This window comes from Phytobacter sp. MRY16-398 (assembly GCF_003925915.1).
GTDB lineage: Bacteria > Pseudomonadota > Gammaproteobacteria > Enterobacterales > Enterobacteriaceae > Phytobacter > Phytobacter diazotrophicus.
In genome coordinates this window covers 1850086-1872038 of sequence record NZ_AP018756.1, presented here as the reverse complement: position 1 = coordinate 1872038, position 21953 = coordinate 1850086, and the positions used below count along the sequence as shown (strand labels likewise).

Here is a 21953-nt window from a genome sequence, read left to right as displayed (position 1 = left end):
CATTGAAATATAGCCAGGATTTCTCTTAAAAACACTTTTATACTCAGGCGGATAGCGAAAAAAGCGTTCCGCCTCTCCTGCTGTTCTCTTCTTTTGCTTACACTTTTTACCAAAGCATTATTTTCATAACATTTTCGCGGTTGCGACGTCGCCAGACAGTAGTCGATGATAAGCCCCGCAAAATGAAAACCCACGACACCTGGAGAGATTATGGGTAAAACAAAAATGTTGCTTCTGGGAACATTATTGGCAACGGCCAGTGCGACTTTTGCTGCACCGCAAACCCCTGCCGCGACAGGCGGAACCCAGTCTTATGAAGTGAAGGATTTTGTTGCCGATTTTACTAAATTCACCATCGGCGATACGGTGCCCGAAATGTACCGTAGCGAAGAGTACAACATTAAGCAGTGGAATCTGCGCAATTTGCCTGCGCCTGATCCGGGTAGCCACTGGACCTATATGGGTGGAAATTACGTGCTTATCACGGACGCCGACGGTAAAATTTTGAAAGCCTACAATGGCGACATCTTTTACCACCGTTAATTTCAGGAAATCCTATTGATTATTCGCCCCTGGCAAGAGAACGACCGCCCTTTTCTGCGTACATTGTTCCTGCATTCCCGCAGGGCAAACTGGACATGGCTGGACGGTAGCGACTGGCAACTGGAAGATTTTGACGCCGTTACCCGTGATGAAACCATCTGGGTGGCGGAAGAAGACGGGCACCGGCTTGGTTTTGCCGCCGTGTATGTGAACGACAATTTTCTGCATAGCCTGTTTGTTGACCCGAATGCACAAGGCAAAGGGGTCGGCAGCGCGCTGCTGAAAAAAGTGCAGTCTGAATTTACCAGTACAGGTTCACTGAAATGTCTGGTGCAAAACCACCACGCGCTGGCGTTTTATCAGCACCATGGCTGGCACGTTGAAGCGGAAGGCACATCGCCGGACGGGAACTATCTGCTCATGCATTATCGGCTGCCCTGACGGGCAGCCTTATCCATTTATACCGCGCGAAACGCGATATCACCGGGAATCACTTCACCCTGCCAGTAGAGTTGCGCCGCAACGCGCCCCGCCAGCTTGCGATACAAACCGGTGAACTCGCTGTCCGGACGGCTGACAACCGTCGGCTGCCCCCGGTCGAGATCTTCACGCAGGCTAATGTGCAATGGCAGTTGCCCCAGCAGTTGCGTGTGGTACTGCCCGGCCAGTTTCTCTGCCCCGCCGGTACCGAAAATCGGCTCGTGATGACCACAGTTGCTGCAAATATGCATGCTCATGTTTTCCACGATACCCAGCACCGGTACTTCCACTTTCTCGAACATCACAATGCCTTTTTTGGCATCAATCAGCGCGATATCCTGCGGCGTGGTCACCACCACCGCGCCGGTAACCGGAATATTCTGCGCCAGCGTAAGCTGGATGTCGCCAGTGCCCGGCGGCATGTCGAGTACCAGATAGTCAAGATCGGGCCACATAGATTCTTGCAGCAGTTGCAGGAGCGCCTTGCTGGCCATTGGACCGCGCCACACCATGGCATTATCGTCAGTCACCAGATAGCCAATGGAGTTGGTCGCCAGTCCGTGCGCCATAATCGGCGCCATATGAGTGCCATCCGGCGAGGTCGGGCGTTCACCTTCCGCCCCCAGCATCATCGGGATTGACGGGCCGTAGATATCCGCATCCAGAATACCGACTTTTGCCCCTTCCGCCGCCAGCGCCAACGCCAGATTGACGGCGGTAGAGGATTTTCCTACCCCGCCTTTACCGGAGCTGACGGCAATGATGTTCTTTACACCGTTCACGCCAGGCTGATTTTTCACCCGCTTTAAGGTGGCGACATTGTGGGAGAGCTTCCAGTCAATCGCTCGCGCGCCCGTAAGTCGCAGTAGTTCGGCACTGCATTGCTCTTTCAACTCTTCAAACGCACTGCGCCAGACAAAGGGCATCAGCAGCTCAATATGGACGGTGTCATCCAGCCAGGCAACATGATGAACCGCCTTAAGCGCGGTAAGATTATGCTTGAGGGTTGGGTGCTGAAAATTGGCCAGCGTTCCGGCGACGAGCGCACGCAAGGCTTCTGGGGATTTGGCCTGGGATTGAGAGTTCATCCCGACTCCTTGTTATGTTGTTCTAAAAAGACATTGTTAAGGTTCAAGTTTACTCCACTGTCACCCATTTTTCATTTCTCAATAGTGCCCAATCCAGGGCGGGCTTTTATGGCACAACTTTTCCCTTTCAGGTAACATCAAAACCCCTTTTTACTAAAGAAGAAGTAATACCCACTATGACTCAAGTCGCGAAGAAAATTCTGGTAACGTGCGCATTGCCGTACGCCAACGGCTCAATCCACCTCGGCCATATGCTGGAGCACATCCAGGCTGATGTCTGGGTCCGTTACCAGCGAATGCGCGGCCACAATGTCAACTTCATCTGCGCGGACGATGCTCACGGCACGCCGATTATGCTCAAAGCGCAACAAATGGGCATCACCCCGGAGCAGATGATTGGTGACATGAGTCAGGAACACCAGACGGATTTCGCTGGCTTTAATATCAGCTATGACAACTACCACTCTACGCACAGCGAAGAGAACCGCGAGCTGTCGGAGCTGATCTACACTCGCCTGAAAGAGAACGGTTTTATTAAAAACCGCACTATCTCTCAGCTTTACGACCCGGAAAAAGGGATGTTCTTGCCGGATCGTTTTGTGAAAGGCACCTGCCCGAAATGTAAGTCTCCGGATCAGTACGGCGATAACTGTGAAGTGTGCGGCGCGACCTACAGCCCGACCGAACTTATCGACCCGAAATCCGTGGTGTCCGGCGCAACGCCTGAAATGCGTGATTCCGAACACTTCTTCTTCGACCTGCCTTCGTTCAGTGAAATGCTGCAGGCGTGGACCCGTAGCGGTGCGCTGCAGGAGCAGGTGGCCAACAAAATGCAGGAGTGGTTCGACGCCGGCCTGCAGCAGTGGGATATCTCCCGTGACGCACCCTATTTCGGTTTCGAAATCCCCAACGCGCCGGGCAAATATTTCTACGTTTGGCTGGATGCGCCTATCGGCTACATGGGCTCCTTCAAGAACCTGTGCGATAAACGCAGCGACCTGAACTTTGACGATTGGTGGAAAAAAGAGTCTGATGCCGAGCTGTATCACTTTATCGGTAAAGACATCGTCTATTTCCACAGCCTGTTCTGGCCAGCGATGCTGGAAGGCAGCAATTTCCGCAAGCCGACCAATCTGTTCGTGCACGGTTACGTGACAGTGAACGGTGCGAAGATGTCCAAATCGCGCGGCACCTTTATTAAGGCCAGCACCTGGCTGAACCACTTTGATGCGGACAGCCTGCGTTACTACTACGCGGCGAAGCTTTCTTCCCGTATCGATGACATCGACCTGAATCTGGAAGATTTCGTTCAGCGCGTTAACGCTGATATCGTCAACAAAGTGGTGAATCTGGCGTCCCGTTGTGCAGGCTTTATCGCCAAACGTTTCGATGGTGTACTGGCGGCTGAGCTGGCGGATCCGGCACTGTATAAAACCTTTACCGATGCGTCGGCCACCATTGCTGATGCGTGGGAGAGCCGTGAATTCGGCAAAGCGATTCGTGAAATCATGGCGCTGGCTGACGTGGCTAACCGTTATGTTGACGAGCAGGCACCGTGGGTTGTCGCGAAACAGGAAGGTCGCGATGCTGATCTGCAGGCGATTTGCTCCATGGGTATCAACCTGTTCCGCGTGCTGATGACCTGGCTGAAACCGGTTCTGCCGACCCTGAGCGAACGTGTCGAGGCGTTCCTGAACACCACACTGGTTTGGGATGCTATCGAACAGCCGCTGCTTGGCCACAAAGTGAATACCTTTAAGGCGTTGTATAACCGCATTGAGATGAAACAGGTCGAAGCGCTGGTTGAGGCGTCAAAAGAGGAAGTGAAAGCCGCTGCCGCACCGGTCACCGGTCCGCTGGCAGATGACCCGATTGCCGAAACCATCAGTTTTGACGATTTCGCTAAAGTCGACCTGCGCGTGGCGCTGATTGAAAACGCGGAGTTTGTCGAAGGTTCTGACAAGCTGCTGCGCCTGACGCTGGATCTGGGCGGTCAGAAACGCAATGTCTTCTCCGGCATTCGTTCCGCCTACCCGGACCCGCAGGTGCTGATCGGTCGCCTGACGGTGATGGTCGCTAACCTGGCGCCGCGCAAAATGCGCTTCGGTATTTCAGAAGGTATGGTGATGGCCGCAGGCCCTGGCGGGAAAGATATCTTCCTGTTAAGCCCTGATGAGGGTGCAAAACCTGGCCAACAGGTAAAATAAATCGCTGAAAGGCGCTGTGAAAACAGCGCCTTTTTTTTATTGCACTATTCTTCAATGGACAGGATTTTTCTAACAAAAGGGGCTTTATGAATATGTTTAAAAAAATGATCGCCATCGCACTGACTACTCTGGTCTTATTTGCCGTCAGCGGCTGTGGTGACAAAGAACAGAGTAAGACATTTAACTGGACGGATGGCAAAACAGAAATTTCTCTGACCTATTACTATAAAGACGATGTGGTATTACGTCAGACGGCAAAGAATAAGATTCAGTACGCAAGCGTTGGGGCCGCAAATAAAGAGGCAGCTATGCAACGTCTGGGGCCGATCAGTGAGAAATACAAATCGATTCAGGGCGTAACGGAAAGTATCGATTATCAGGACACTTACGCGACAGAAACATTGACTGTCGACTATACCAAAGCCGATCGTAACGCATTGCAGCAGATACAGGGCGCGGCGTTCACCGGTGATGTGAAAGATGGCGTCAGCATGACGAAATCACAACAGCTTCTGGAATCACATGGTTTTAAAGAAGTGAAATAATCAACGTGCCAGCGCGTTTGTCACGCGCTGGCATTGCCTTTACTGAGCAGCAGGCTTCGCGTGCTCACGCACCGCCAGTCCACGCAGGAAATAACGTAAGAACTGATCGCCGCATTCACGGAAATTTTTATGCTCGGTCGCCCGCATCATGGCGGTAATCTCCGGCATGGAGACGCGGAATTTCTGCTCGGTGAGGATCGCCAGAATATCGTCCGTTTTCAGCGAAAAGGCGATGCGTAATTTTTTAAGGATGATGTTGTTTGTCATCTTACGCTCGGTCACCAGCGCAGGCTGAGATTCATTTTTACCACGGCGTTCATAAATCAGGCCGTTGAGGAAGACAGACATCATAATGTCCGGACAGCGCTGAAAGCCCTCTTCATCTTCTTTGTGCAACCAGCCGACAAGCTGCTCGTCGCTCACCGGGGCGTCTGCCAGCGCAAACACGCGCTTGAGGTCGCCATTATTCATTTTCAGTGCGTAGCGTAAGCTACGTAAGATATCGTTATTGAGCATAAAGCCTTCGAAAAAATCATCGTAAGCGCGCAGTCTACCATCAAAAGCTACAACCCCAGCGCTTCTTTTAGATTGCAGCCGGTTAAACCTTATCAATAACCAGTTGCACACGTTTTCCAATCAGTGTTGCCATACCGACCAATGTATCAATGGTGAATTTTTCTGTTTTCTGGTTAACGACATCGGACACGCGGGGGCGAGAGACATGGAGAACTTTGGCGGCATCGACCTGTTTAAGACCGTTGTGTTTCATCCAGTCGGTGATTTCCATCATCAGTTGCTTCTTTAATTCATCGGCTCTTGCCATCTCTTCTCTGGACGCAGCCAGCAGTTGCGATGCCTCCTGCGGGGCAAACCCAAGGTCAGAAAAAATGTTGCCACTGGCTTTTGTGATGTGACGAACCTTTGTATCCACTTTATGCGTCATTTTTTCTGTCTCCATTCGTCTCGTGCTGCTTTATATCGTGCTTTGATGATGGCGATATCCCGCTGGCTCGTTTTTTGTGTTTTCTTTTGAAAACAATGCAGGACACAAACGACATCGGAAAACCTGGCGACATACACCACACGATACTCACCGTCTTCACCATGCAGGCGAATCTCAATGACGCCCATCCCCCACTCATTAATCGGCTTCCAGTCCGTCGGTTCCTTGCCATGCTGAACTTTGTGGAGTTCGAAACCTGCGATACGCCTTATCGCCTGCGGGAAAGTGATGAGATCGTCGAGTGTAGAGCCTCGCCAGTTGATATCCTTTGCATACATTACTGCGCATCCTTACTGTGTGTGGATGCGTATAAAATTATATACCAGGCTTGTTCACAATAGCAGCGATGCTTTCTTGCGAAAAAGTTCGCGTTTTATTAGCGGCTACAACCCCAGCGCTTCTTTTAAGTTCTTAAGATAGCGACGGCTAACCGGCACAGTCTGTCCGTCGCGCAGCAGCAACTCCGCCTGGCCGTTATCTTCCAGACGGATCTCTTTCAGATGTGCCATATTCACCAGATACTGCCGATGGCAGCGCAGCAACGGCGTACGGCTCTCCAGCGTGCGCAGGGTCAGTTCGGTGAAGCCCTCTTTGCCGTCGTGGCTGGTGACATAGACGCCGCTCATGCGGCTACTCACAAACGCAACCTCATCCATCTGCAACAGATAAATGCGGCTATGCCCGGTACAGGGAATAAATTTCAGCGAGGCCTGATTTTCCGGCAGCACCGATACGTCCTGGACATTGCGCTCCTGGCGCAGCCGGGTGAGGGTTTTCTCCAGGCGGCGCGCCTCTATCGGTTTTAGCAGATAGTCAAAGGCATGTTCCTCAAACGCCTTCACCGCGTATTCATCAAAAGCGGTAAGAAAAACCACATAGGGTCGGTGTTCCGGGTCGAGCATCCCCACCATTTCCAGCCCGCTAATGCGCGGCATCTGGATATCAAGAAACAGCACGTCCGGGCGCAATTTATGCACCGCGCCGATGCCCTCAACCGCGTTGGCGCATTCGCCCACAATCTCAATGTCGTTCTCTTCCTGCAGTAAAATACGCAGATTTTCACGCGCCAACGGTTCATCATCAACAATCAGCACTTTTAACATGCGCTTTCCTCCAGCGGGAGTCGTAGGGTAATTCGGGTAAAGATATCAGGCTCGCAGGCAACCGAAATGCCGCATCCATCACCAAAGCGCGCCCGCAGGCGCTTATCCACCAGACTCATCCCTAAACCACTGGCATCCGTTTTGGGCTGATACAGCCCGGCATTATCTTCAATATCCAACACCAGATGGTCACCGTCCTGGCTGGCGTTAATGGTGATTTCCCCTACGCCAAGCAGTTGTGAGGTGCCATGTTTAATGGCATTTTCCACAATCGGTTGCAGGGTAAAAGCGGGCAGATGGAGATGCGAAAGCGCATCCGGTACGTGCAGTTGTACCTGTAGGCGGGACTGAAAGCGCGCCTTTTCAATTTGCAGATACGCATTAACGTGTTCAAGCTCATCGGCCAGGGTGACGATTTCCGACGGTCGCTTAAGGTTTTTGCGAAAGAATGTCGACAGATATTGCACCAGCAGACCGGCCTGATCGCTGTCGCGGCGGATCACCGCCATTAGCGTATTTAGGGCATTGAACAGAAAATGGGGATTGACCTGCGCATGCAGTAATTTGATTTCCGACTGGGTCAGCAACGCTTTTTGCCGCTCATACTGTCCGGCAAGGATTTGCGCCGACAGCAACTGCGCAATCCCCTCTCCCAGGGTGCGGTTGATGGAGCTAAAGAGCCGGTTTTTTGCTTCATACAGTTTGATGGTGCCCACAACGCGCTGGTTTTCACCGCGTAATGGAATGACCAGCGTTGAACCCAGTTTGCACTGTGGATGCAGCGAGCAGCGGTACGGCACCTCATTACCATCGGCATACACCACTTCGCCACTTTCGATGGCTTTTTGCGTCCAGACGGACGAGATAGGCCTGCCGGGAAGATGATGGTCGTCCCCCGTGCCGGTAAACGCCAGTAGCTTCTCGCGATCGGTAATCGCCACCGCACCGATATCCAGCTCTTTATAGAGAACCTGGGCAACTTTCATGCTGTTTTCTTCGTTGAAGCCCTGACGCAAGATCCCTTCGGTCGATGCGGCGACTTTGAGGGCCGTGGCAGAAAACGCCGAGGTGTATTTTTCAAACATGGCGCGCTTGTCGAGCAGGATACGCATAAACAGCGCCGCGCCCACGGTATTGGTCACCATCATTGGGGCAGCAATACTTTGCACCAGATGCAGCGCGCTCTCATACGGTCGGGCGATAAGCAGGATGATCAGCATCTGTGTCAGCTCCGCTACACAGGTAATGGCCCCGGCGGTAAGCGGATTAAAGACCCTGTCGGTGCGGCCACGCTTGATTAAAATACTGTGTACCAGCCCACCGAGCAGCCCTTCCACAATGGTGGAAATCATACAGCTCAACGCGGTCATGCCGCCCATTGAGTAACGGTGTAACCCCCCCGTTAACCCCACCAGCCCGCCCACCAGCGGGCCGCCGAGCAACCCGCCCATCACCGCACCAATAGCGCGGGTATTGGCAATAGAATCTTCAATATGCAAACCGAAATAGGTACCCAGAATGCAGAAAATCGAAAAGGTGACATAACAGAGCAATTTATGCGGCAGACGTACCGTGACTTGCATCAGCGGAATAAAAAGACGTGTTTTGCTCATCAGCCAGGCGATAACCAAAAACACACACATTTGCTGGAGCAGCAGCAACACCAGATTAAATTCGTACATACCCGCAGCACCGCGTTGACTGAAAGCGCGTACCTTACATGGAGTCGCGCAGAGATTCTTTGAGGGTTTCCAAAAAAATGTTAATTCGTGCTCGTTATCACAATCCTGAAAGCATAATGATACGAAATGGATACATATCGAACATTAAACAAACAATTCAACCTGGTTTAAGTAAGAACGGCTAAAGTTAAAGTGGGGGATTTCTTGCAAAGGTGAAACCATGGCGCTTTACACGATTGGTGAAGTGGCGATGTTATGCGATATCAATCCCGTGACTTTGCGGGCATGGCAGCGACGCTACGGATTGTTCAAACCACAGCGCACGGAAGGCGGTCATCGGTTGTTTACCGATGCCGACATCGACCGAATTCGTGAAATAAAACGCTGGATCGATACCGGGGTCCAGGTCAGTAAAGTACAGACCCTGCTCAATAATGAACCCGAACATGAACGTAATGGCTGGCGCGCGCAACAGGAAGCAGTATTGCAGATTCTGCAAAGCGGCAACCTGCAGCGGCTGCGTCTGTGGATCAAAGAGCGCAGCCACGACTATCCGGCAGAGACCCTGATAACCCACCTGTTTATCCCTCTTCGTCGCCGTCTGCAATCCCAGCAGCCTGCCCTCACGGTGATGCTCAGTCTGCTTGATGGGGTGTTGATTAACTATATTTGCGGTTGCCTGAATACCGCGCGCAAGAAAAACGGGCGTGACGCGCTGGTTGTCGGCTGGAATGTGCAGGATACTACCCGAATCTGGCTGGAGGGCTGGATGGCAAGCCAGCAAGGCTGGCGGGTCGACGTGCTGGCGCACTCGTTGAGTTATCTGCGCCCGGAGATGTTTGAAGGCCAGACATTACTGGTGTGGTGTGGCGAGGCCCCCTCCTCATCACAGCAAAAACAGATGCATGACTGGCAGCAAAACGGACATGCCATTTTTCCCCTGGGCATTTAATGGTTCATTAACAGCCCCGCTTCCTCGTATAATACTTTTCTTAACAAAGGAGCGAAAAATGAACCTGTCCAAACTTACCGTCATTGCGATTTTTCTGCTGATGGCGATCGGCGGCATCGGTGGCGTGATGCTCGCTGGCTACTCTTTTATTGTTCGCGGCGGTGCAGGCTGAATAAGCGGGCAAGACGCTCAAATCCTCTATCAACAATGATAGCGGCCAGCGCAACCAGAACGGCCCCTTGCACGACGTAAGCCGTATTAAACCCGCTCAGACCGATAATGATCGGCGTTCCCAGCGTGCTGGCGCCGACCGTAGACGCAATGGTCGCCGTACCGATGTTAATAATCACGGACGTGCGGATCCCGGCGATAATGACCGGCGCCGCCAGCGGCAGTTCAACCCTGAAAAGTTGTTGCATACTGCTCATCCCCATCCCTTTTGCCACGCTGTGTACGCTCTCCGGCACGGCGGCAATGCCCGCCAGCGTTCCCTGTAATATCGGCAAGACCCCATAGAGGATCAGCGCGATAATGGCAGGTTCGCGGCCAAATCCCATAACCGGTACCGCAATGGCCAGTACCGCCACCGGTGGAAAGGTCTGTCCTACTGCGGCAATGGTCTCCACCAGCGGGCGAAATTCGCGGCCCCACGGGCGCGTCACTGCAATTCCCGCCCCCAGCCCAATGACAATCGCCAGCAGACTCGACACCCCCACCAGCCAGAAATGGGCAAGCGTCAGGGAGACAAAACTTTCCTGCTGATAAACCGGTCGCGGCAACTGGGGAAATAGCGTGCCAAAGAGTGCGCCGCTGTAGGGCATCGCCACCAGCAGTGCGACAAACACGGCGATAAGCCAGAGTAACGGGTCACGCAGAAGTCTCACTGAGCGCCTCCGTTCTGAGCAGGTCGCGAAAATGCAGCGTACCGCAGGGCACGCCTTGCGCATCAGCGACGGGGAGCACATCACACTGGCGGGCGACAAACAGCGATAAGGCTTCGCGCAAGGTCATATCCTCTCGCAGTGGTTCCCCGGCCACCGTTTCGCCCGGCCGCATCCAGGCGCTGACATGGCGCAATGAAAGCAGACGAACTCCCAACTCGCTGCGACCAAAAAAGTCGCGGACAAACGGGGTTGCCGGGCGGGTTAACATCTCCAGCGGTGTCCCCTGCTGCACAATCGCCCCACTGTCCATTAAGACCAGGTGATCCGCCAACTGTAACGCCTCATCAATATCATGGGTGACCAGCACAATGGTGCGGCCCAGCAGACGGTGGATACGAATCATCTCCTGCTGGAGCGCACCGCGCGTGACCGGATCCAGCGCACCGAAGGGTTCATCCATCAGCAACACCTCCGGGTCTGCCGCCAGCGCGCGGGCTACACCAACACGCTGCTGCTGACCGCCGGAAAGTTGATGGGGAAAACGGTCGCGCAGGCTCTCATCCAGCCCCAGTAAAGCCATCAGTTCATCTACTCGCGCGGCGATTTTCCCTCGCGACCATTTTTGCAGTTGCAACACGGTGGCGATGTTGTGGGCCACCGTCCAGTGCGGAAACAGGCCTATCGACTGAATGGCGTAACCCATCCGCCGACGCAGTTCCAGTACCGGCAGGCTGCGAATCTCTTCACCGGCAAACAAAATGGTGCCTTCATCATGTTCTACCAGGCGGTTGATCATTTTCAGGGTGGTGGACTTCCCGGATCCTGATGTACCAATCAACACGGAAAACGCGCCGGTTTTACATTCAAGATTCAGATCGCTCACCGCCTGTTGCCCGGCGAAGGATTTGCTGACATGCCTGAATTCAATCATGGCTGTTTTACCTCCAACAGCGCGATACCCAGCGCAAACAGTGCGTCCACGACCACTGCCAAAGCAATAACCGGGATCACACCCAATAACACAAGATCCAGTGCGCTACTTAAAAGCCCCTGAAACACCAGTGCGCCAAAGCCGCCTGCGCCAATCAGCGCCGCAATCACCGCCATGCCCACCGTCTGTACCGTGACCACCCGCAGGCTACGCAGCAAAATGGGTAACGCCAGCGGCAGACGTATATGCAAAAACCGCTGACGGGCGCTCATGCCCATCCCTTTGGCGCTTTCAAGCACATCTACCGGCACCTGGTTTAAGCCCGCCACCACACCGCGAACCAGCGGTAACAACGCATAGAGAACCAGCGCAATCAGCGCAGGTGTGATACCGGTCCCCGCCACGCCGAGCGAACCCAGCCAGGGGAACTGCGCCACCAGCCCTGCCAGTGGTGCGATCAGCAGACCAAATAGCGCAACGGACGGCACGGTCTGAATCACATTCAATACGGCAAACACCGGTTGTTGACGCGACGGATGGCGATAACACCACAGGCCGATACCTACCCCCAGCGCCAGCGCCGGTAGCAGCGTACCAAACAGCAGTTTGAGATGTTGCGCCAGCGCATCGTTAAAGACGTCCTGCCGATTCGCGTACTCCTTAAGCAAAGAGAGCGAATCCAGTTGCCCACAGAGCAGCAGCCACAGGGGCAGTAGCCAGATTTGCGCATGCAGCAGCCAGCGCCAGACCGGATTGTCCGTTAGCCGTCGGATTGCATCACTACTGGCCAGTAACGACAGCGCCAGCCACAGCCATAAGCCGCTGCCGGGGGAGGTGCGGGCAAGTGCGCTGCCAGATTGCGCCAGATCGGTGGCCGCCCTGCCCGCGCACCAGACTAAGGCGCAAAATGACGCTTCGGTAAGCAGTAACGTTGCCAGACTGGCAATGCGATGCGGGAGAAAGCTCAAAAGCAGTAGCCCTGCCGGTACAAGCAGTCCCCAGGCGGCATATGCGGGCCAGACCTGCCAGATTGCACGACTTTCCCCGGAGACCAGGCGGTTAGGGGCGTAACTCACGAAGGGCAGTGTTATTGCCGCCAGTGCCAGTAACACCAGCAGCAACAACACGCGGTTATGACAACGTCGCTCCACGTTTATTTAATCAGTCCCTTTCCTTTCAGGTAATCGGCGGCCACTTTTTTGGCGTCGAGACCTTCCACTGCAATGCTGGCATTCAGTTTCTGCAGCGTTTTTTCATCCAGGCTGGCAAATACCGGTTTCAGCCACTCATCCAGTTGCGGGTAAGCTTTCAGCACCGCTTCGCGCACAACCGGGGCAGGCGCATAAATGGGCTGAACGCCTTTCGGGTCGGTCAGGGTTTGCAGCCCCAGCGCCGCAACCGGCCCATCTGTGCCGTAGGCCATCGCCGCGTTCACGCCTGATGTTTGCTGTGCAGCGGCTTTGATGGTCACTGCCGTATCACCCCCCGCCAGCGACAGCAACTGCTGCTGGTTGAGCTTGAAGTTATAGGCTTTTTCGAAGGCCGGTAAGGCATCGGTACGCTCGATAAACTCGGCGGAAGCGGCAAGTTTAAAGGTACCGCCCTCTTTCAGATAGCGGCTGAGATCGTCAAGGGAGACCAGCTTGTTTTTCTGCGCTACATCCTGGCGTACCGCGATAGTCCAGGTATTATTGGCAGGCGCTGGCGTCAGCCAGACCAGTTTGTTTTTCTCCGCATCCAGCTTTTTGACTTTGTCATAGCCTTGCTGCGCATTTTTCCACGCCGGATCGTTCTCCTCCTTAAAGAAAAACGCGCCATTGCCGGTATATTCCGGGTAGATATCCAGTTCACCCGAGGTGATCGCCCCGCGCACCACCGGGGTGGTACCCAACTGGACTTTATTGACGGTTTTCACGCCATGGCTTTCCAGGACCTGCAAAATGATATTGCCCAGCAGCGCGCCTTCGGTATCAATCTTGGAACCCACTTTAACCGGCTCAGCCGCCTGTGCGCCTGCGGCCAGCATCAATAACCCTGCAGCGCTCCATTGCGAAAATGATTTCATGCTCTTACCTCTTTTTTTGTGGTGCCTGGATTTCCGGCTGTGCAAAAAGCGTAGTAGAGAATCGACCTGGAATAAATCAGTCGTTCAGATTTTGATGTTTCTGATTAGACGAAGCGGTTATAACGCAAGGGGTTTAAAGATGAAAGGCCGCTAAAAAGCGGCCTTTGCGGGGTTACTGGAGGGTAAATTCACCCTGTTTAACACGGGCTGAATCCAGACCGATAAAGACATTGAATTTGCCGGGTTCTGCATCGTATTTCATGCGTTGATTCCAGAACTTAAGCGCCTCGATATCAATCGGGAAGCTGACGGTTTTGGTTTCCCCGGCTTTGAGATCCACTTTTTCGAAACCACGCAGTTGTTCTACCGGACGACTCATGGACGCCGTCACATCCTGCAGGTACATCTGGACAACCGTCGCACCGTCGCGTTTGCCGGTATTGGTAACATCGACGCTGGCCGTCACTTTGCCGTCACGGGTCATGGTCGGCGCCGACATTTTCACATCGGAGACGTTAAACGTGGTGTAACTCAGGCCGTAACCGAACGGATACAGCGGACCATTGGCCTCGTCGAAGTAGCGTGACGTGTACTTGTTCGGTTTATCGGCATTATACGGACGCCCGGTGTTCAGGTGACTGTAATAGACCGGGATCTGCCCGACGGAGCGCGGGAAAGACATCGGCAGCTTGCCGGACGGGTTGTAATCACCAAACAGCACATCTGCGATGGCATTACCGCCTTCGGTACCGGCAAACCAGGTTTCCAGGATCGCATCGGCCTGCTGATCTTCTTTCACCAGCGCCAGCGGACGACCGTTCATCAGCACCAGCACCAGCGGTTTACCGGTTGCTTTTAGCGCGGCAATCAAATCACGCTGGCTTTGTGGGATGGTCAGATCCGTACGGCTTGACGCTTCGTGCGCCATCCCCTGGGCCTCACCGACGACCGCTACGACGACATCCGATTTCTTCGCCACGGTCACGGCTTCATCAATCATCTCCTGCGGGCTGCGTTTGTCCTGCACTACGGCTGGCTCATACAGATTGAGGAAATCGACAATGCCTTTATCGTCAGTGATATTCGAACCGCGAGCGTAGAGGATAGTGCCTTTAGGCCCCACTGCGTTGCGGATACCTGTCAGCACGGTTACGGATTGCCCCGCCACACCGGCTGCCGACCAGCTTCCCATCATGTCACGCTTGCTGTCCGCCAGCGCACCGACCACCGCGATGGTCGCGTCTTTTTTCAGCGGCAGTGTGTCGAGACGGTTTTTCAGCAGGACCAGACTTTCGCGCGCCACTTCTCGTGCTTCTTTACGATGCAGACGACTTTCCGCATTGGTGTCTTTCGGATCTGAATCTTTCGGCCCCAGGTGACTGTACGGGTCGTTGAACAGACCCATGTCATATTTCACGTTCAGCACGTGGCGGGTCGCATCGTCGAGTTCCGCCATGGTGACCTTACCGGATTTGATAAGCCCCGGCAGGTACTTGCTGTAGTACTCGTCGCTCATGCTCATGTTAATACCGGCTTTGAGCGCCACGCGTACCGCATCTTCCGGGTCAGCGGCCACGCCGTGTTTGATCAATTCTTTGATTGCGCCATGGTCCGAAACGGTGATGCCTTTAAAGCCCCACTCATCGCGCAGGACATCTTTAAGCAGCCAGGAATCGGAAGTTGCCGGCGTGCCGTTGAGAGAGTTCAGCGCCACCATGACCGCACCGCTGCCTGCCTCCAGCCCGGCTTTGTACGGCGGCAAATAGTCGTTGAACAGACGCTGTGGGCTCATATCAACGGTATTGTATTCCTTGCCCCCTTCAACCGCGCCATAGGCGGCGAAGTGCTTGACGCTGGTCATAACTGAATAGCGATCCGCCGGGCTTTTGCCCTGCATGGATTTCACCATCGCGCGGCCCATTTCCGTGGTCAGGTAGGTATCTTCACCAAAGCCTTCAGAGCCACGGCCCCAGCGCGGATCGCGGGATACATCCACCATTGGCGCCCAGGTCATGTTCAGGCCGTCATCCGCCGCTTCATAAGCGGAAACGCGCCCGACGGTTTTCACCGCATCAAGATTGAAGCTGGAGGCCAGACCCAGGCTAATCGGGAAGACGGTCCGTTGACCGTGGACCACATCGTAGGCAAAAAACAGAGGAATTTTCAGGCGGCTAAGCTGCATGACCTGATCCTGCATCGCGCGGATATCCGGGCGGGTCACGGTATTAAAGATGGCGCCGACCTGGTTTTTGGCAATCATGTCACGGATGGCTTCTTTCGGATTGTCCGGCCCGACGCTAATCAGTCGCAGTTGCCCAATTTTTTCATCCACCGTCATTTTTTTTAGTAATTCAGTGACAAACGCATCCCTTGCTTGCGGCGTCAGAGGATGGTTACCAAACATCTCTTCTGCCATCACCGGTTGCAGCGCAAGGCTGACGGCGACACCTACCGAACATAGCCATTTCATGTCGTTCACTCTCTCGTTTATACAGCCACTCACGGGCCTGACCATGAAAAAAACGCAGTGTGCCATAATCGTAGTCCGGCTTGCAGAGTTATTCTCTGATTTTTCTGAGAATTCCTCACTTTCAGACACTATGCTTTAAAGCGAGAACGCTGTTCCACCACCAGGGAGAGGAAAATGTCTTCTACAACTTCCCAACACCATATCGCTTTTATCCGTGAACTCGAACGCCTCACTGGAGCTTCACATGTCCTGACCGACCCGGCCAAAACGGCACGCTACCGTAAGGGGTTTCGTTCCGGGCAGGGTGATGCGCTCGCCGTCGTCTTTCCCGGCACACTGCTTGAATTATGGCGTGTACTCAGCGCCTGTGTGAACGCCGATAAGATCATCCTGATGCAGGCGGCAAATACCGGCCTGACCGAAGGCTCAACGCCAAACGGTAATGACTACGACCGCGACATTATTATCATCAGCACCTTGCGGCTCGATAAACTGCATCTTATCGATAACGGTGAGCAGGTACTGGCTTATCCGGGCACAACCCTTTATTCGCTGGAAAAAGCGCTAAAACCGCTTGGCCGCGAGCCGCATTCCGTCATCGGTTCATCCTGTATCGGGGCATCGGTCATCGGCGGGATTTGCAATAACTCCGGCGGCGCGCTGGTGCAGCGCGGCCCGGCATACACCGAAATGTCGCTGTATGCGCGAATTGACGAAACCGGCAGACTCCAGTTGGTTAACCACTTAGGCATTGAGCTTGGCAGTACGCCGGAGCAAATCTTAAGTAAACTTGATGACGAACGGGTGACCGACGCCGATGTGCGCCACGATGGGCGTCACGGGCACGATCAGGATTATGTCACCCGCGTGCGCGATGTGGATGCGGATACACCGGCACGCTACAATGCCGACCCGGATCGTCTGTTTGAATCCTCCGGCTGTGCCGGGAAACTGGCCGTCTTCGCCGTCCGGCTGGACACCTTTGTCGCCCCCACCCATCAGCAGGTGTTTTATATCGGCACCAACCAGCCGCAGGTACTGAGCGCGCTTCGCCGCCATATTCTTAGCGAGTTCACCCATTTGCCGGTGGCGGGGGAGTATATGCATCGCGATATTTACGATATCGCCGAGCGCTACGGGAAAGACACCTTCCTGATGATCGACAAGCTCGGCACCGACAAAATGCCTTTCTTTTTTACCCTGAAAGGCCGCACCGATGCCCTGCTGGCAAAAGCCTCCCTATTTAAGCCGCACTTTACCGACCGGGCAATGCAAAAGCTGGGGCACCTGTTCCCCTCTCACCTGCCACCGCGAATGAAAAGCTGGCGGGACAAGTATGAACACCATCTGCTACTGAAAATGTCGGGTGACGGTATCGCTGAGGCGCAACGCTGGCTGACCGAGTACTTTAAGACGGCAGAAGGCGGGTTCTTCGCCTGTACATCAGAAGAAGGGAACAAAGCCTTTCTTCACCGCTTCGCCGCAGCGGGGGCGGCAATTCGTTATCAGGCGGTACATGCCGATGAAGTAGAAGACATTCTGGCGCTGGATATTGCCCTGCGCCGCAATGACGATGACTGGTTCGAACACCTGCCGCCGGAGATTGACAGCCAGTTAACCTGGAAGCTCTATTACGGCCATTTCTTCTGCCATGTTTTCCATCAGGATTATATTGTGAAGAAAGGCGTTGATACGCACGCGCTCAAAGAACAGATGCTGGAATTATTGCGCCAGCGCGGCGCGCAATACCCGGCTGAACACAACGTGGGGCATTTATATGAAGCGCCCGATGATTTAAAACGTTTTTACCTGGAAAATGACCCAACAAACAGCATGAACCCTGGGATCGGTAAAACAAGCAAGAGAAAAAACTGGCAATAGGCTATTACGTTAGTGGTTCGTCGCAGTCTAACTGCGATATATGTTTAAGCCAGGCTGTATTGTACTCTTCATTCGTACTAAAGTAGCAGGCCAGAGAAACGTTTCTCTGGCCTGCTACATTGAGGAGTTACTCCATCATGTCTGCCGTTGATGTCCTGTCCGAAAACGCACTCGTGGTGCGTGATGCCACGCTTGATGATGTTCATGCGATTTCATCTCTCTATGCCTGGCACGTGCTGCATGGCCGCGCCTCCTTCGAAGAAGTGCCGCCCACTATCGACGAAATGCGCCAACGCATGCACAAAATCGCCAATGACGGGCTTCCCTGGATGGTCGCGCTCTACCACGGCATCGTGGTGGGGTATTGCTATGCAAGCCCTTACCGTCCGCGCCAGGCCTACCGCTATACTCTGGAAGAGTCTATCTATGTTGACGCCAGTATGACCGGACGCGGTATTGGCAGTATGCTGATGGATGCGCTGATCGCAAGGTGTGAAGAAGGTCCGTGGCGGCAGATGATCGCGGTGATCGGCGATGGGCAAAATAATGCCGGATCGCTACGCCTGCACAAAAAACACGGCTTCGAAATTGTCGGGCAGTTACGCAGCGTGGGCTACAAGAAGGGTGACTGGCGGGATACGGTTATCATGCAGCGCCCACTCAACGATGGTGACTGGACGCTGCCGGAATAATTAGTCGTTTTGCGCGGTTTGTGCGCCGTGGTTTTCCACCATCTGCGCCGCTTTCTGACGTTTGTAGCTTAATGCGGAAGCGGGTACAGGCTGTGCTTTCCCGGTTTCAATCCAGGTCCGTAAACGGCTGGCATCCGCAAAGTGGGTATATTTCCCGAAAGCATCCATCACCACCAGTGCCACCGGCTTATTATTAATAACGGTACGCATCACCAGACAGTGACCCGCCGCATTGGTAAACCCGGTTTTGGTCAACTGAATATTCCAGTTATCGCGATACACCAGATGGTTGGTATTACGGAACGGCAACGTATACCCCGGATTACTGAACGTCGCCATGTCTTCCCGCGTGGTGCTCAACTGGCCCAGCAGCGGATACTGTTTGGTGGCCACCAGCAGTTTAATCAAGTCGCTCGCCGTGGACACATTGCTGATAGATAAGCCTGTCGGCTCGACATAACGGGTATGCGTCATGCCCAACGCCTTCGCTTTCGCATTCATCGCACGAATAAACGCGTCATATCCACCAGGATAATGGTGAGCAAGGCTCGCCGCCGCACGGTTTTCTGAGGACATCAGCGCCAGCAGCAGCATATCTTTGCGGCTGATTTCACTGTTCAGGCGTACGCGAGAGTAGATCCCTTTCATTTCCGGCGTATGGCTGATATCCACTTTTATTTTTTCATCCAGCGGCAGATGCGCATCCAGCACTACCATTGCCGTCATCAACTTAGTGATAGACGCGATGGGACGTACCAGATCCGGGTGGCTGGAATAGATAACCTGGTTGGTTTGTAAATCGACAATCATCGCGCTACCGGAGGCAATTTCAGGTTGCGCGGACGCCGTTGCCGCAGCAGTTTTTGCCAGCGCCTGCGGTGCGACGGGCACGGCAAACATAAGCGCGAGGCTTAATAAAGAAACTCGGATTTTCAGCATGGTGTGACTTCTGATGATTATTCATGCACGTGATTACGCACACCGCATCTGTTCAGGAAGTAAATAACAGAAGCTGGCCCTGGCATAATAGCCGCCACGCCCGCATGTCGCCACACAAGATTCATTGCAGAAGATTGCGTTGCTGGTACTTCAACCAGCAACGCAATGCGATTAGAACAGACGGTAGCCGTAACCCCAAAGAATGACCGTGAGCGCCAGTAGCACTTCAAGTACCAGCACCCCAATTGCCAGCGTCGAGCTGGAGAAACTCAGCCCTTCCTCTCGGTTGATATTGAGGAAGGTGGGTATCCCTACATAGAGCAGATAACCGGTATAGAAGAGTGCTACTGTCCCCACCAGCGCGCACAGCCAGACCAGCGGATAGAGCGCCACAATACCGCTCAAAAAGAGTGGTGTTGCGACATACCCGGCAAACACCATACAGCGCGCCAGAGAGGGACGCTGCGGGTAGCTCCTTGCCATCCACCAAATCACACGGCCCATCACCGCCACACCGGCCAGCATCAGCGCATAGAAAATGACAGCCAGATAAAACGCGGTAAACCAGTTCAACTGAACCACGCTTTCTTCGCCAAAATTCCAGCCTATTTGCGTCGTGCCAATAAAAGCACAGATAACGGGAATCGCCGCCATGAACAGTACATGGTGGGTGTAGTGATGCGAAACGGTTTCGTTTTCGCCCTTTATGACCTGCATTTCACGATCGGGATGGGAAAAAAGTCCCCAGACATGGTTCATAACGCCCCCTTGCTGAATGCCCGAATACAGACACCTTAAGTATAAGTCACTCTGCTGGTTATTTTGTGTTCAGATCAAAAAATACGTAGCGATAATCCGCGCAACGAAACCGTGGTTGTCGGCGCATTCAATTCATAGGGTGTATGCTTAAGGCGTTTAACGGGAGAATTGTTGGACCTATGGATATGAATCATCTTATCAGCCAGTACGGCTATGCCGCGCTGGTTGTTGGTAGTATTGCTGAGGGGGAAACCATCACCCTGCTGGGTGGCGTTGCCGCGCATCAGGGGTTGCTTAAGTTTCCGCTGGTGGTCATGGCCGTTGCGCTCGGTGGGATGATTGGAGACCAGTTGCTCTATTTACTGGGGCGCCGATATGGCATGAAGATCCTGCAACGCTTTTCCCGCCATCAGGACAAAATTAACCAGGCGCAACGCATGATTAACCGCCGTCCCTGGCTGTTTGTCATCGGTACGCGTTTTATGTACGGCTTTCGCATCATCGGGCCGCTACTGATCGGCGCCAGCCATCTGCCCCCAAAAATCTTCCTGCCACTGAATATTTTCGGTGCCATCGTCTGGGCATTGATTTTCACGACGTTAGGCTACCTGGGTGGGGAAGTTATCGGGCCGTGGTTACATCAGTTTGATCACCATCTTAAGAAGCTGATTTGGCTGGTACTGGCCGTGGTGGTGGTCTTTTCCGTGCGCTGGTGGCTGCGGCATCGGCAAAAGAAACGCCGCAACCCACCGTCTGAGTAGTTAATGGCGGCTGGCGTTAAACTGCGGATTCGCCAGCATAAAGCCGCCGTCGACAATGAACGACTGCCCGGTGGTATAACTGGCGTCATCAGAACAGAGCCAGGCCACCAGGCTCGCAATCTCCTGGGTTTTACCGGGCCTTGCCAGCGGGATGTTCGGCATAGAGCCCGGTTTAGCGTCATCATCGCTCATGTTATTCATCGGCGTGGCTATCGCACCGGGCGCCACCGCATTCACTAGTATGTTGTAACTAACAAGCTCCAGTGCCATGGATTTGGTTAATCCGCCCAACGCGTGTTTCGCCGCCGTATAGGCGCTGGCTTCGGGCAATGGGGTATGTTCATGCACAGAGGTGATATTCACAATACGTCCCCCCTGCCCCTGCTTAACCATATGACGCGCGGCAATTTGTGAACACAACATCGCCCCTTCAACATCCACGGTAAAAATCTTCCGCCACGCTTCCAGACTGACATCCAAAAACGGTGCTTTGGTCATTGCGCCGGCATTATTGACCAGCGCATCAACACGGCCGAACGCGTTAATCAGCGTCTCGATAGCCTGAGCGCCGTCCGGCAGATGGCTTAAGTCGAGCTGGATGGTACGGGCCTGTCTGCCGCGCGCTTCTACCTGTTGAACAGTATCGCGCGCCCCGCTGTCATCCGAGTGCCAGGTGATACCAATATCAAACCCTTTTTCCGCCAGCATTAGCGCGCAGGCTTTACCAATACCCGAATCCGCTGCGGTCACAATAGCGACTTTCTGCATGGTCATTTTCCCCTCCGGTCGTGAGGCCAAACCTTCAGTATAGAGAAAAGGCATATTTCTGAACGGTTGCTACACTTTGCGGTGAGTAAAACGCATCAAGGGAGAGAAACGCATGTTGAAAGTATTGCTGTGGGTTATTTTGATTATCTTTTTGATTGGGCTGTTGGTGGTCACCGGCGTATTTAAGATGATTTTCTAAA

Annotated in this window: 24 protein-coding genes; 10 read left to right on the top strand and 14 right to left on the bottom strand. The window is 53.8% G+C overall.

From position 1 onward, the window contains the following. Positions 1-210 precede the first annotated feature (210 nt). Together MRY16398_RS08940 and MRY16398_RS08935 are read left to right on the top strand one after the other, a co-directional pair. On the top strand, positions 211-543 hold the full coding sequence (locus tag MRY16398_RS08940) for an RcnB family protein (RefSeq protein ID WP_071195711.1): 333 nt from the start codon (positions 211-213) through the stop codon (positions 541-543). A gap of 15 nt (positions 544-558) precedes the next feature. Continuing rightward, positions 559-984, top strand: coding sequence for a GNAT family N-acetyltransferase (locus tag MRY16398_RS08935; protein ID WP_041851999.1), 426 nt, complete (start codon positions 559-561; stop codon positions 982-984). 17 nt (positions 985-1001) lie between these two features. Here MRY16398_RS08935 and apbC read toward each other — a convergent pair whose 3' ends face one another. Continuing rightward, positions 1002-2111: an iron-sulfur cluster carrier protein ApbC gene (gene apbC, locus MRY16398_RS08930; protein WP_071195710.1), complete on the bottom strand. Its 1110-nt coding sequence runs from the start codon at positions 2109-2111 to the stop codon at positions 1002-1004. A gap of 176 nt (positions 2112-2287) precedes the next feature. Here apbC and metG point away from each other — a divergent pair, with 176 nt between their 5' ends. Continuing rightward, a complete protein-coding gene (metG, locus tag MRY16398_RS08925; protein ID WP_071195709.1) occupies positions 2288-4318 on the top strand; it encodes a methionine--tRNA ligase in 2031 nt (676 codons plus the stop codon). A gap of 86 nt (positions 4319-4404) precedes the next feature. Then, entirely contained in the window at positions 4405-4863 is a 459-nt protein-coding gene (locus tag MRY16398_RS08920) for a YehR family lipoprotein (protein ID WP_041852002.1), read from the top strand. Positions 4864-4902: 39 nt separating this feature from the next. Here the strand turns inward: MRY16398_RS08920 and MRY16398_RS08915 are convergent, their stop codons facing one another. The 5 genes from MRY16398_RS08915 to MRY16398_RS08895 form a co-directional block, all read right to left on the bottom strand. Then, on the bottom strand, positions 4903-5379 hold the full coding sequence (locus MRY16398_RS08915; RefSeq protein WP_125124188.1) for a YehS family protein: 477 nt from the start codon (positions 5377-5379) through the stop codon (positions 4903-4905). Between the two features lie 82 nt (positions 5380-5461). After that, entirely contained in the window at positions 5462-5806 is a 345-nt protein-coding gene (locus MRY16398_RS08910; RefSeq protein WP_071195707.1) for a helix-turn-helix domain-containing protein, read from the bottom strand. After that, on the bottom strand, positions 5803-6144 hold the full coding sequence (locus MRY16398_RS08905; RefSeq protein ID WP_125124187.1) for a type II toxin-antitoxin system RelE/ParE family toxin: 342 nt from the start codon (positions 6142-6144) through the stop codon (positions 5803-5805). Before MRY16398_RS08905 ends, MRY16398_RS08910 begins: the two co-directional genes overlap by 4 nt. Positions 6145-6249: 105 nt before the next feature. Continuing rightward, positions 6250-6969, bottom strand: a complete 720-nt coding sequence (btsR, locus tag MRY16398_RS08900) for a two-component system response regulator BtsR (protein WP_041852006.1) — start codon at positions 6967-6969, stop codon at positions 6250-6252. Then, positions 6963-8651: a sensor histidine kinase gene (locus MRY16398_RS08895; protein ID WP_041852007.1), complete on the bottom strand. Its 1689-nt coding sequence runs from the start codon at positions 8649-8651 to the stop codon at positions 6963-6965. Before MRY16398_RS08895 ends, btsR begins: the two co-directional genes overlap by 7 nt. Before the next feature lie 220 nt (positions 8652-8871). Between MRY16398_RS08895 and mlrA the strand changes: the two genes are divergently transcribed. Next, complete coding sequence (mlrA, locus tag MRY16398_RS08890; protein WP_041852008.1) at positions 8872-9603, top strand: HTH-type transcriptional regulator MlrA; 732 nt, start codon at positions 8872-8874, stop codon at positions 9601-9603. Between the two features lie 58 nt (positions 9604-9661). Beyond that, positions 9662-9775 carry a protein YohO gene (locus MRY16398_RS08885; protein ID WP_075203650.1) on the top strand — a complete coding sequence of 38 codons (114 nt, stop codon included), beginning with the start codon at positions 9662-9664 and terminating at the stop codon, positions 9773-9775. Here MRY16398_RS08885 and MRY16398_RS08880 read toward each other — a convergent pair. The 5 genes from MRY16398_RS08880 to bglX form a co-directional block, all read right to left on the bottom strand. Further along, complete coding sequence (locus tag MRY16398_RS08880; RefSeq protein WP_041852009.1) at positions 9750-10487, bottom strand: ABC transporter permease; 738 nt, start codon at positions 10485-10487, stop codon at positions 9750-9752. The genes MRY16398_RS08885 and MRY16398_RS08880 overlap by 26 nt on opposite strands. Beyond that, entirely contained in the window at positions 10471-11418 is a 948-nt protein-coding gene (locus tag MRY16398_RS08875) for an ABC transporter ATP-binding protein (protein WP_041852010.1), read from the bottom strand. The genes MRY16398_RS08880 and MRY16398_RS08875 overlap by 17 nt, the downstream gene beginning before the upstream one ends. Next, positions 11415-12569, bottom strand: a complete 1155-nt coding sequence (locus MRY16398_RS08870; protein ID WP_125124186.1) for an ABC transporter permease — start codon at positions 12567-12569, stop codon at positions 11415-11417. Before MRY16398_RS08870 ends, MRY16398_RS08875 begins: the two co-directional genes overlap by 4 nt. A 2-nt stretch (positions 12570-12571) precedes the next feature. Continuing rightward, positions 12572-13483: a glycine betaine ABC transporter substrate-binding protein OsmF gene (osmF, locus tag MRY16398_RS08865; RefSeq protein WP_041852012.1), complete on the bottom strand. Its 912-nt coding sequence runs from the start codon at positions 13481-13483 to the stop codon at positions 12572-12574. A 172-nt stretch (positions 13484-13655) separates the two neighbouring features. Beyond that, on the bottom strand, positions 13656-15953 hold the full coding sequence (gene bglX / locus MRY16398_RS08860) for a beta-glucosidase BglX (protein WP_041852013.1): 2298 nt from the start codon (positions 15951-15953) through the stop codon (positions 13656-13658). A 174-nt stretch (positions 15954-16127) separates the two neighbouring features. Between bglX and dld the strand changes: the two genes are divergently transcribed. Next, positions 16128-17834 carry a D-lactate dehydrogenase gene (gene dld / locus MRY16398_RS08855; RefSeq protein WP_125124185.1) on the top strand — a complete coding sequence of 569 codons (1707 nt, stop codon included), beginning with the start codon at positions 16128-16130 and terminating at the stop codon, positions 17832-17834. A 137-nt stretch (positions 17835-17971) separates the two neighbouring features. Further along, complete coding sequence (locus tag MRY16398_RS08850) at positions 17972-18526, top strand: GNAT family N-acetyltransferase (protein ID WP_041852015.1); 555 nt, start codon at positions 17972-17974, stop codon at positions 18524-18526. On the opposite strand, the gene pbpG is transcribed toward MRY16398_RS08850, so the two are convergent. Together pbpG and MRY16398_RS08840 are read right to left on the bottom strand one after the other, a co-directional pair. Then, positions 18527-19465, bottom strand: coding sequence for a D-alanyl-D-alanine endopeptidase (pbpG, locus tag MRY16398_RS08845; protein ID WP_071195698.1), 939 nt, complete (start codon positions 19463-19465; stop codon positions 18527-18529). A gap of 171 nt (positions 19466-19636) precedes the next feature. After that, positions 19637-20224 carry a Yip1 family protein gene (locus MRY16398_RS08840; protein WP_041852017.1) on the bottom strand — a complete coding sequence of 196 codons (588 nt, stop codon included), beginning with the start codon at positions 20222-20224 and terminating at the stop codon, positions 19637-19639. A gap of 179 nt (positions 20225-20403) precedes the next feature. Between MRY16398_RS08840 and MRY16398_RS08835 the strand changes: the two genes are divergently transcribed. Continuing rightward, the gene (locus MRY16398_RS08835; RefSeq protein ID WP_041852018.1) at positions 20404-20985 is read left to right on the top strand and encodes a DedA family protein; all 582 of its coding nucleotides are present in this window, start codon (positions 20404-20406) and stop codon (positions 20983-20985) included. Here the strand turns inward: MRY16398_RS08835 and MRY16398_RS08830 are convergent, their stop codons facing one another. Beyond that, positions 20986-21753: an SDR family oxidoreductase gene (locus tag MRY16398_RS08830; protein WP_172600700.1), complete on the bottom strand. Its 768-nt coding sequence runs from the start codon at positions 21751-21753 to the stop codon at positions 20986-20988. A gap of 115 nt (positions 21754-21868) precedes the next feature. Between MRY16398_RS08830 and MRY16398_RS31380 the strand changes: the two genes are divergently transcribed. Further along, positions 21869-21952, top strand: a complete 84-nt coding sequence (locus tag MRY16398_RS31380; protein ID WP_090085588.1) for a small membrane protein YohP — start codon at positions 21869-21871, stop codon at positions 21950-21952. The last annotated feature ends 1 nt before the right edge of the window (position 21953 follow it).

Bases quoted from the DNA above. Each gene is read 5' to 3' on its own strand.
- pbpG (WP_071195698.1), bottom strand. From the start codon at position 19,465: ATGCTGAAAATCCGAGTTTCTTTATTAAGCCTCGCGCTTATGTTTGCC.
- MRY16398_RS08875 (WP_041852010.1), bottom strand. From the start codon at position 11,418: ATGATTGAATTCAGGCATGTCAGCAAATCCTTCGCCGGGCAACAGGCG.
- metG (WP_071195709.1), top strand. From the start codon at position 2,288: ATGACTCAAGTCGCGAAGAAAATTCTGGTAACGTGCGCATTGCCGTAC.
- MRY16398_RS08915 (WP_125124188.1), bottom strand. From the start codon at position 5,379: ATGCTCAATAACGATATCTTACGTAGCTTACGCTACGCACTGAAAATG.
- btsR (WP_041852006.1), bottom strand. From the start codon at position 6,969: ATGTTAAAAGTGCTGATTGTTGATGATGAACCGTTGGCGCGTGAAAAT.
- MRY16398_RS08940 (WP_071195711.1), top strand. From the start codon at position 211: ATGGGTAAAACAAAAATGTTGCTTCTGGGAACATTATTGGCAACGGCC.
- MRY16398_RS08840 (WP_041852017.1), bottom strand. From the start codon at position 20,224: ATGAACCATGTCTGGGGACTTTTTTCCCATCCCGATCGTGAAATGCAG.
- MRY16398_RS08895 (WP_041852007.1), bottom strand. From the start codon at position 8,651: ATGTACGAATTTAATCTGGTGTTGCTGCTGCTCCAGCAAATGTGTGTG.
- MRY16398_RS08920 (WP_041852002.1), top strand. From the start codon at position 4,405: ATGAATATGTTTAAAAAAATGATCGCCATCGCACTGACTACTCTGGTC.
- MRY16398_RS08905 (WP_125124187.1), bottom strand. From the start codon at position 6,144: ATGTATGCAAAGGATATCAACTGGCGAGGCTCTACACTCGACGATCTC.
- mlrA (WP_041852008.1), top strand. From the start codon at position 8,872: ATGGCGCTTTACACGATTGGTGAAGTGGCGATGTTATGCGATATCAAT.
- dld (WP_125124185.1), top strand. From the start codon at position 16,128: ATGTCTTCTACAACTTCCCAACACCATATCGCTTTTATCCGTGAACTC.
- MRY16398_RS08885 (WP_075203650.1), top strand. From the start codon at position 9,662: ATGAACCTGTCCAAACTTACCGTCATTGCGATTTTTCTGCTGATGGCG.
- apbC (WP_071195710.1), bottom strand. From the start codon at position 2,111: ATGAACTCTCAATCCCAGGCCAAATCCCCAGAAGCCTTGCGTGCGCTC.
- MRY16398_RS08835 (WP_041852018.1), top strand. From the start codon at position 20,404: ATGGATATGAATCATCTTATCAGCCAGTACGGCTATGCCGCGCTGGTT.
- bglX (WP_041852013.1), bottom strand. From the start codon at position 15,953: ATGAAATGGCTATGTTCGGTAGGTGTCGCCGTCAGCCTTGCGCTGCAA.
- MRY16398_RS08910 (WP_071195707.1), bottom strand. From the start codon at position 5,806: ATGACGCATAAAGTGGATACAAAGGTTCGTCACATCACAAAAGCCAGT.
- MRY16398_RS08850 (WP_041852015.1), top strand. From the start codon at position 17,972: ATGTCTGCCGTTGATGTCCTGTCCGAAAACGCACTCGTGGTGCGTGAT.
- osmF (WP_041852012.1), bottom strand. From the start codon at position 13,483: ATGAAATCATTTTCGCAATGGAGCGCTGCAGGGTTATTGATGCTGGCC.
- MRY16398_RS08830 (WP_172600700.1), bottom strand. From the start codon at position 21,753: ATGCAGAAAGTCGCTATTGTGACCGCAGCGGATTCGGGTATTGGTAAA.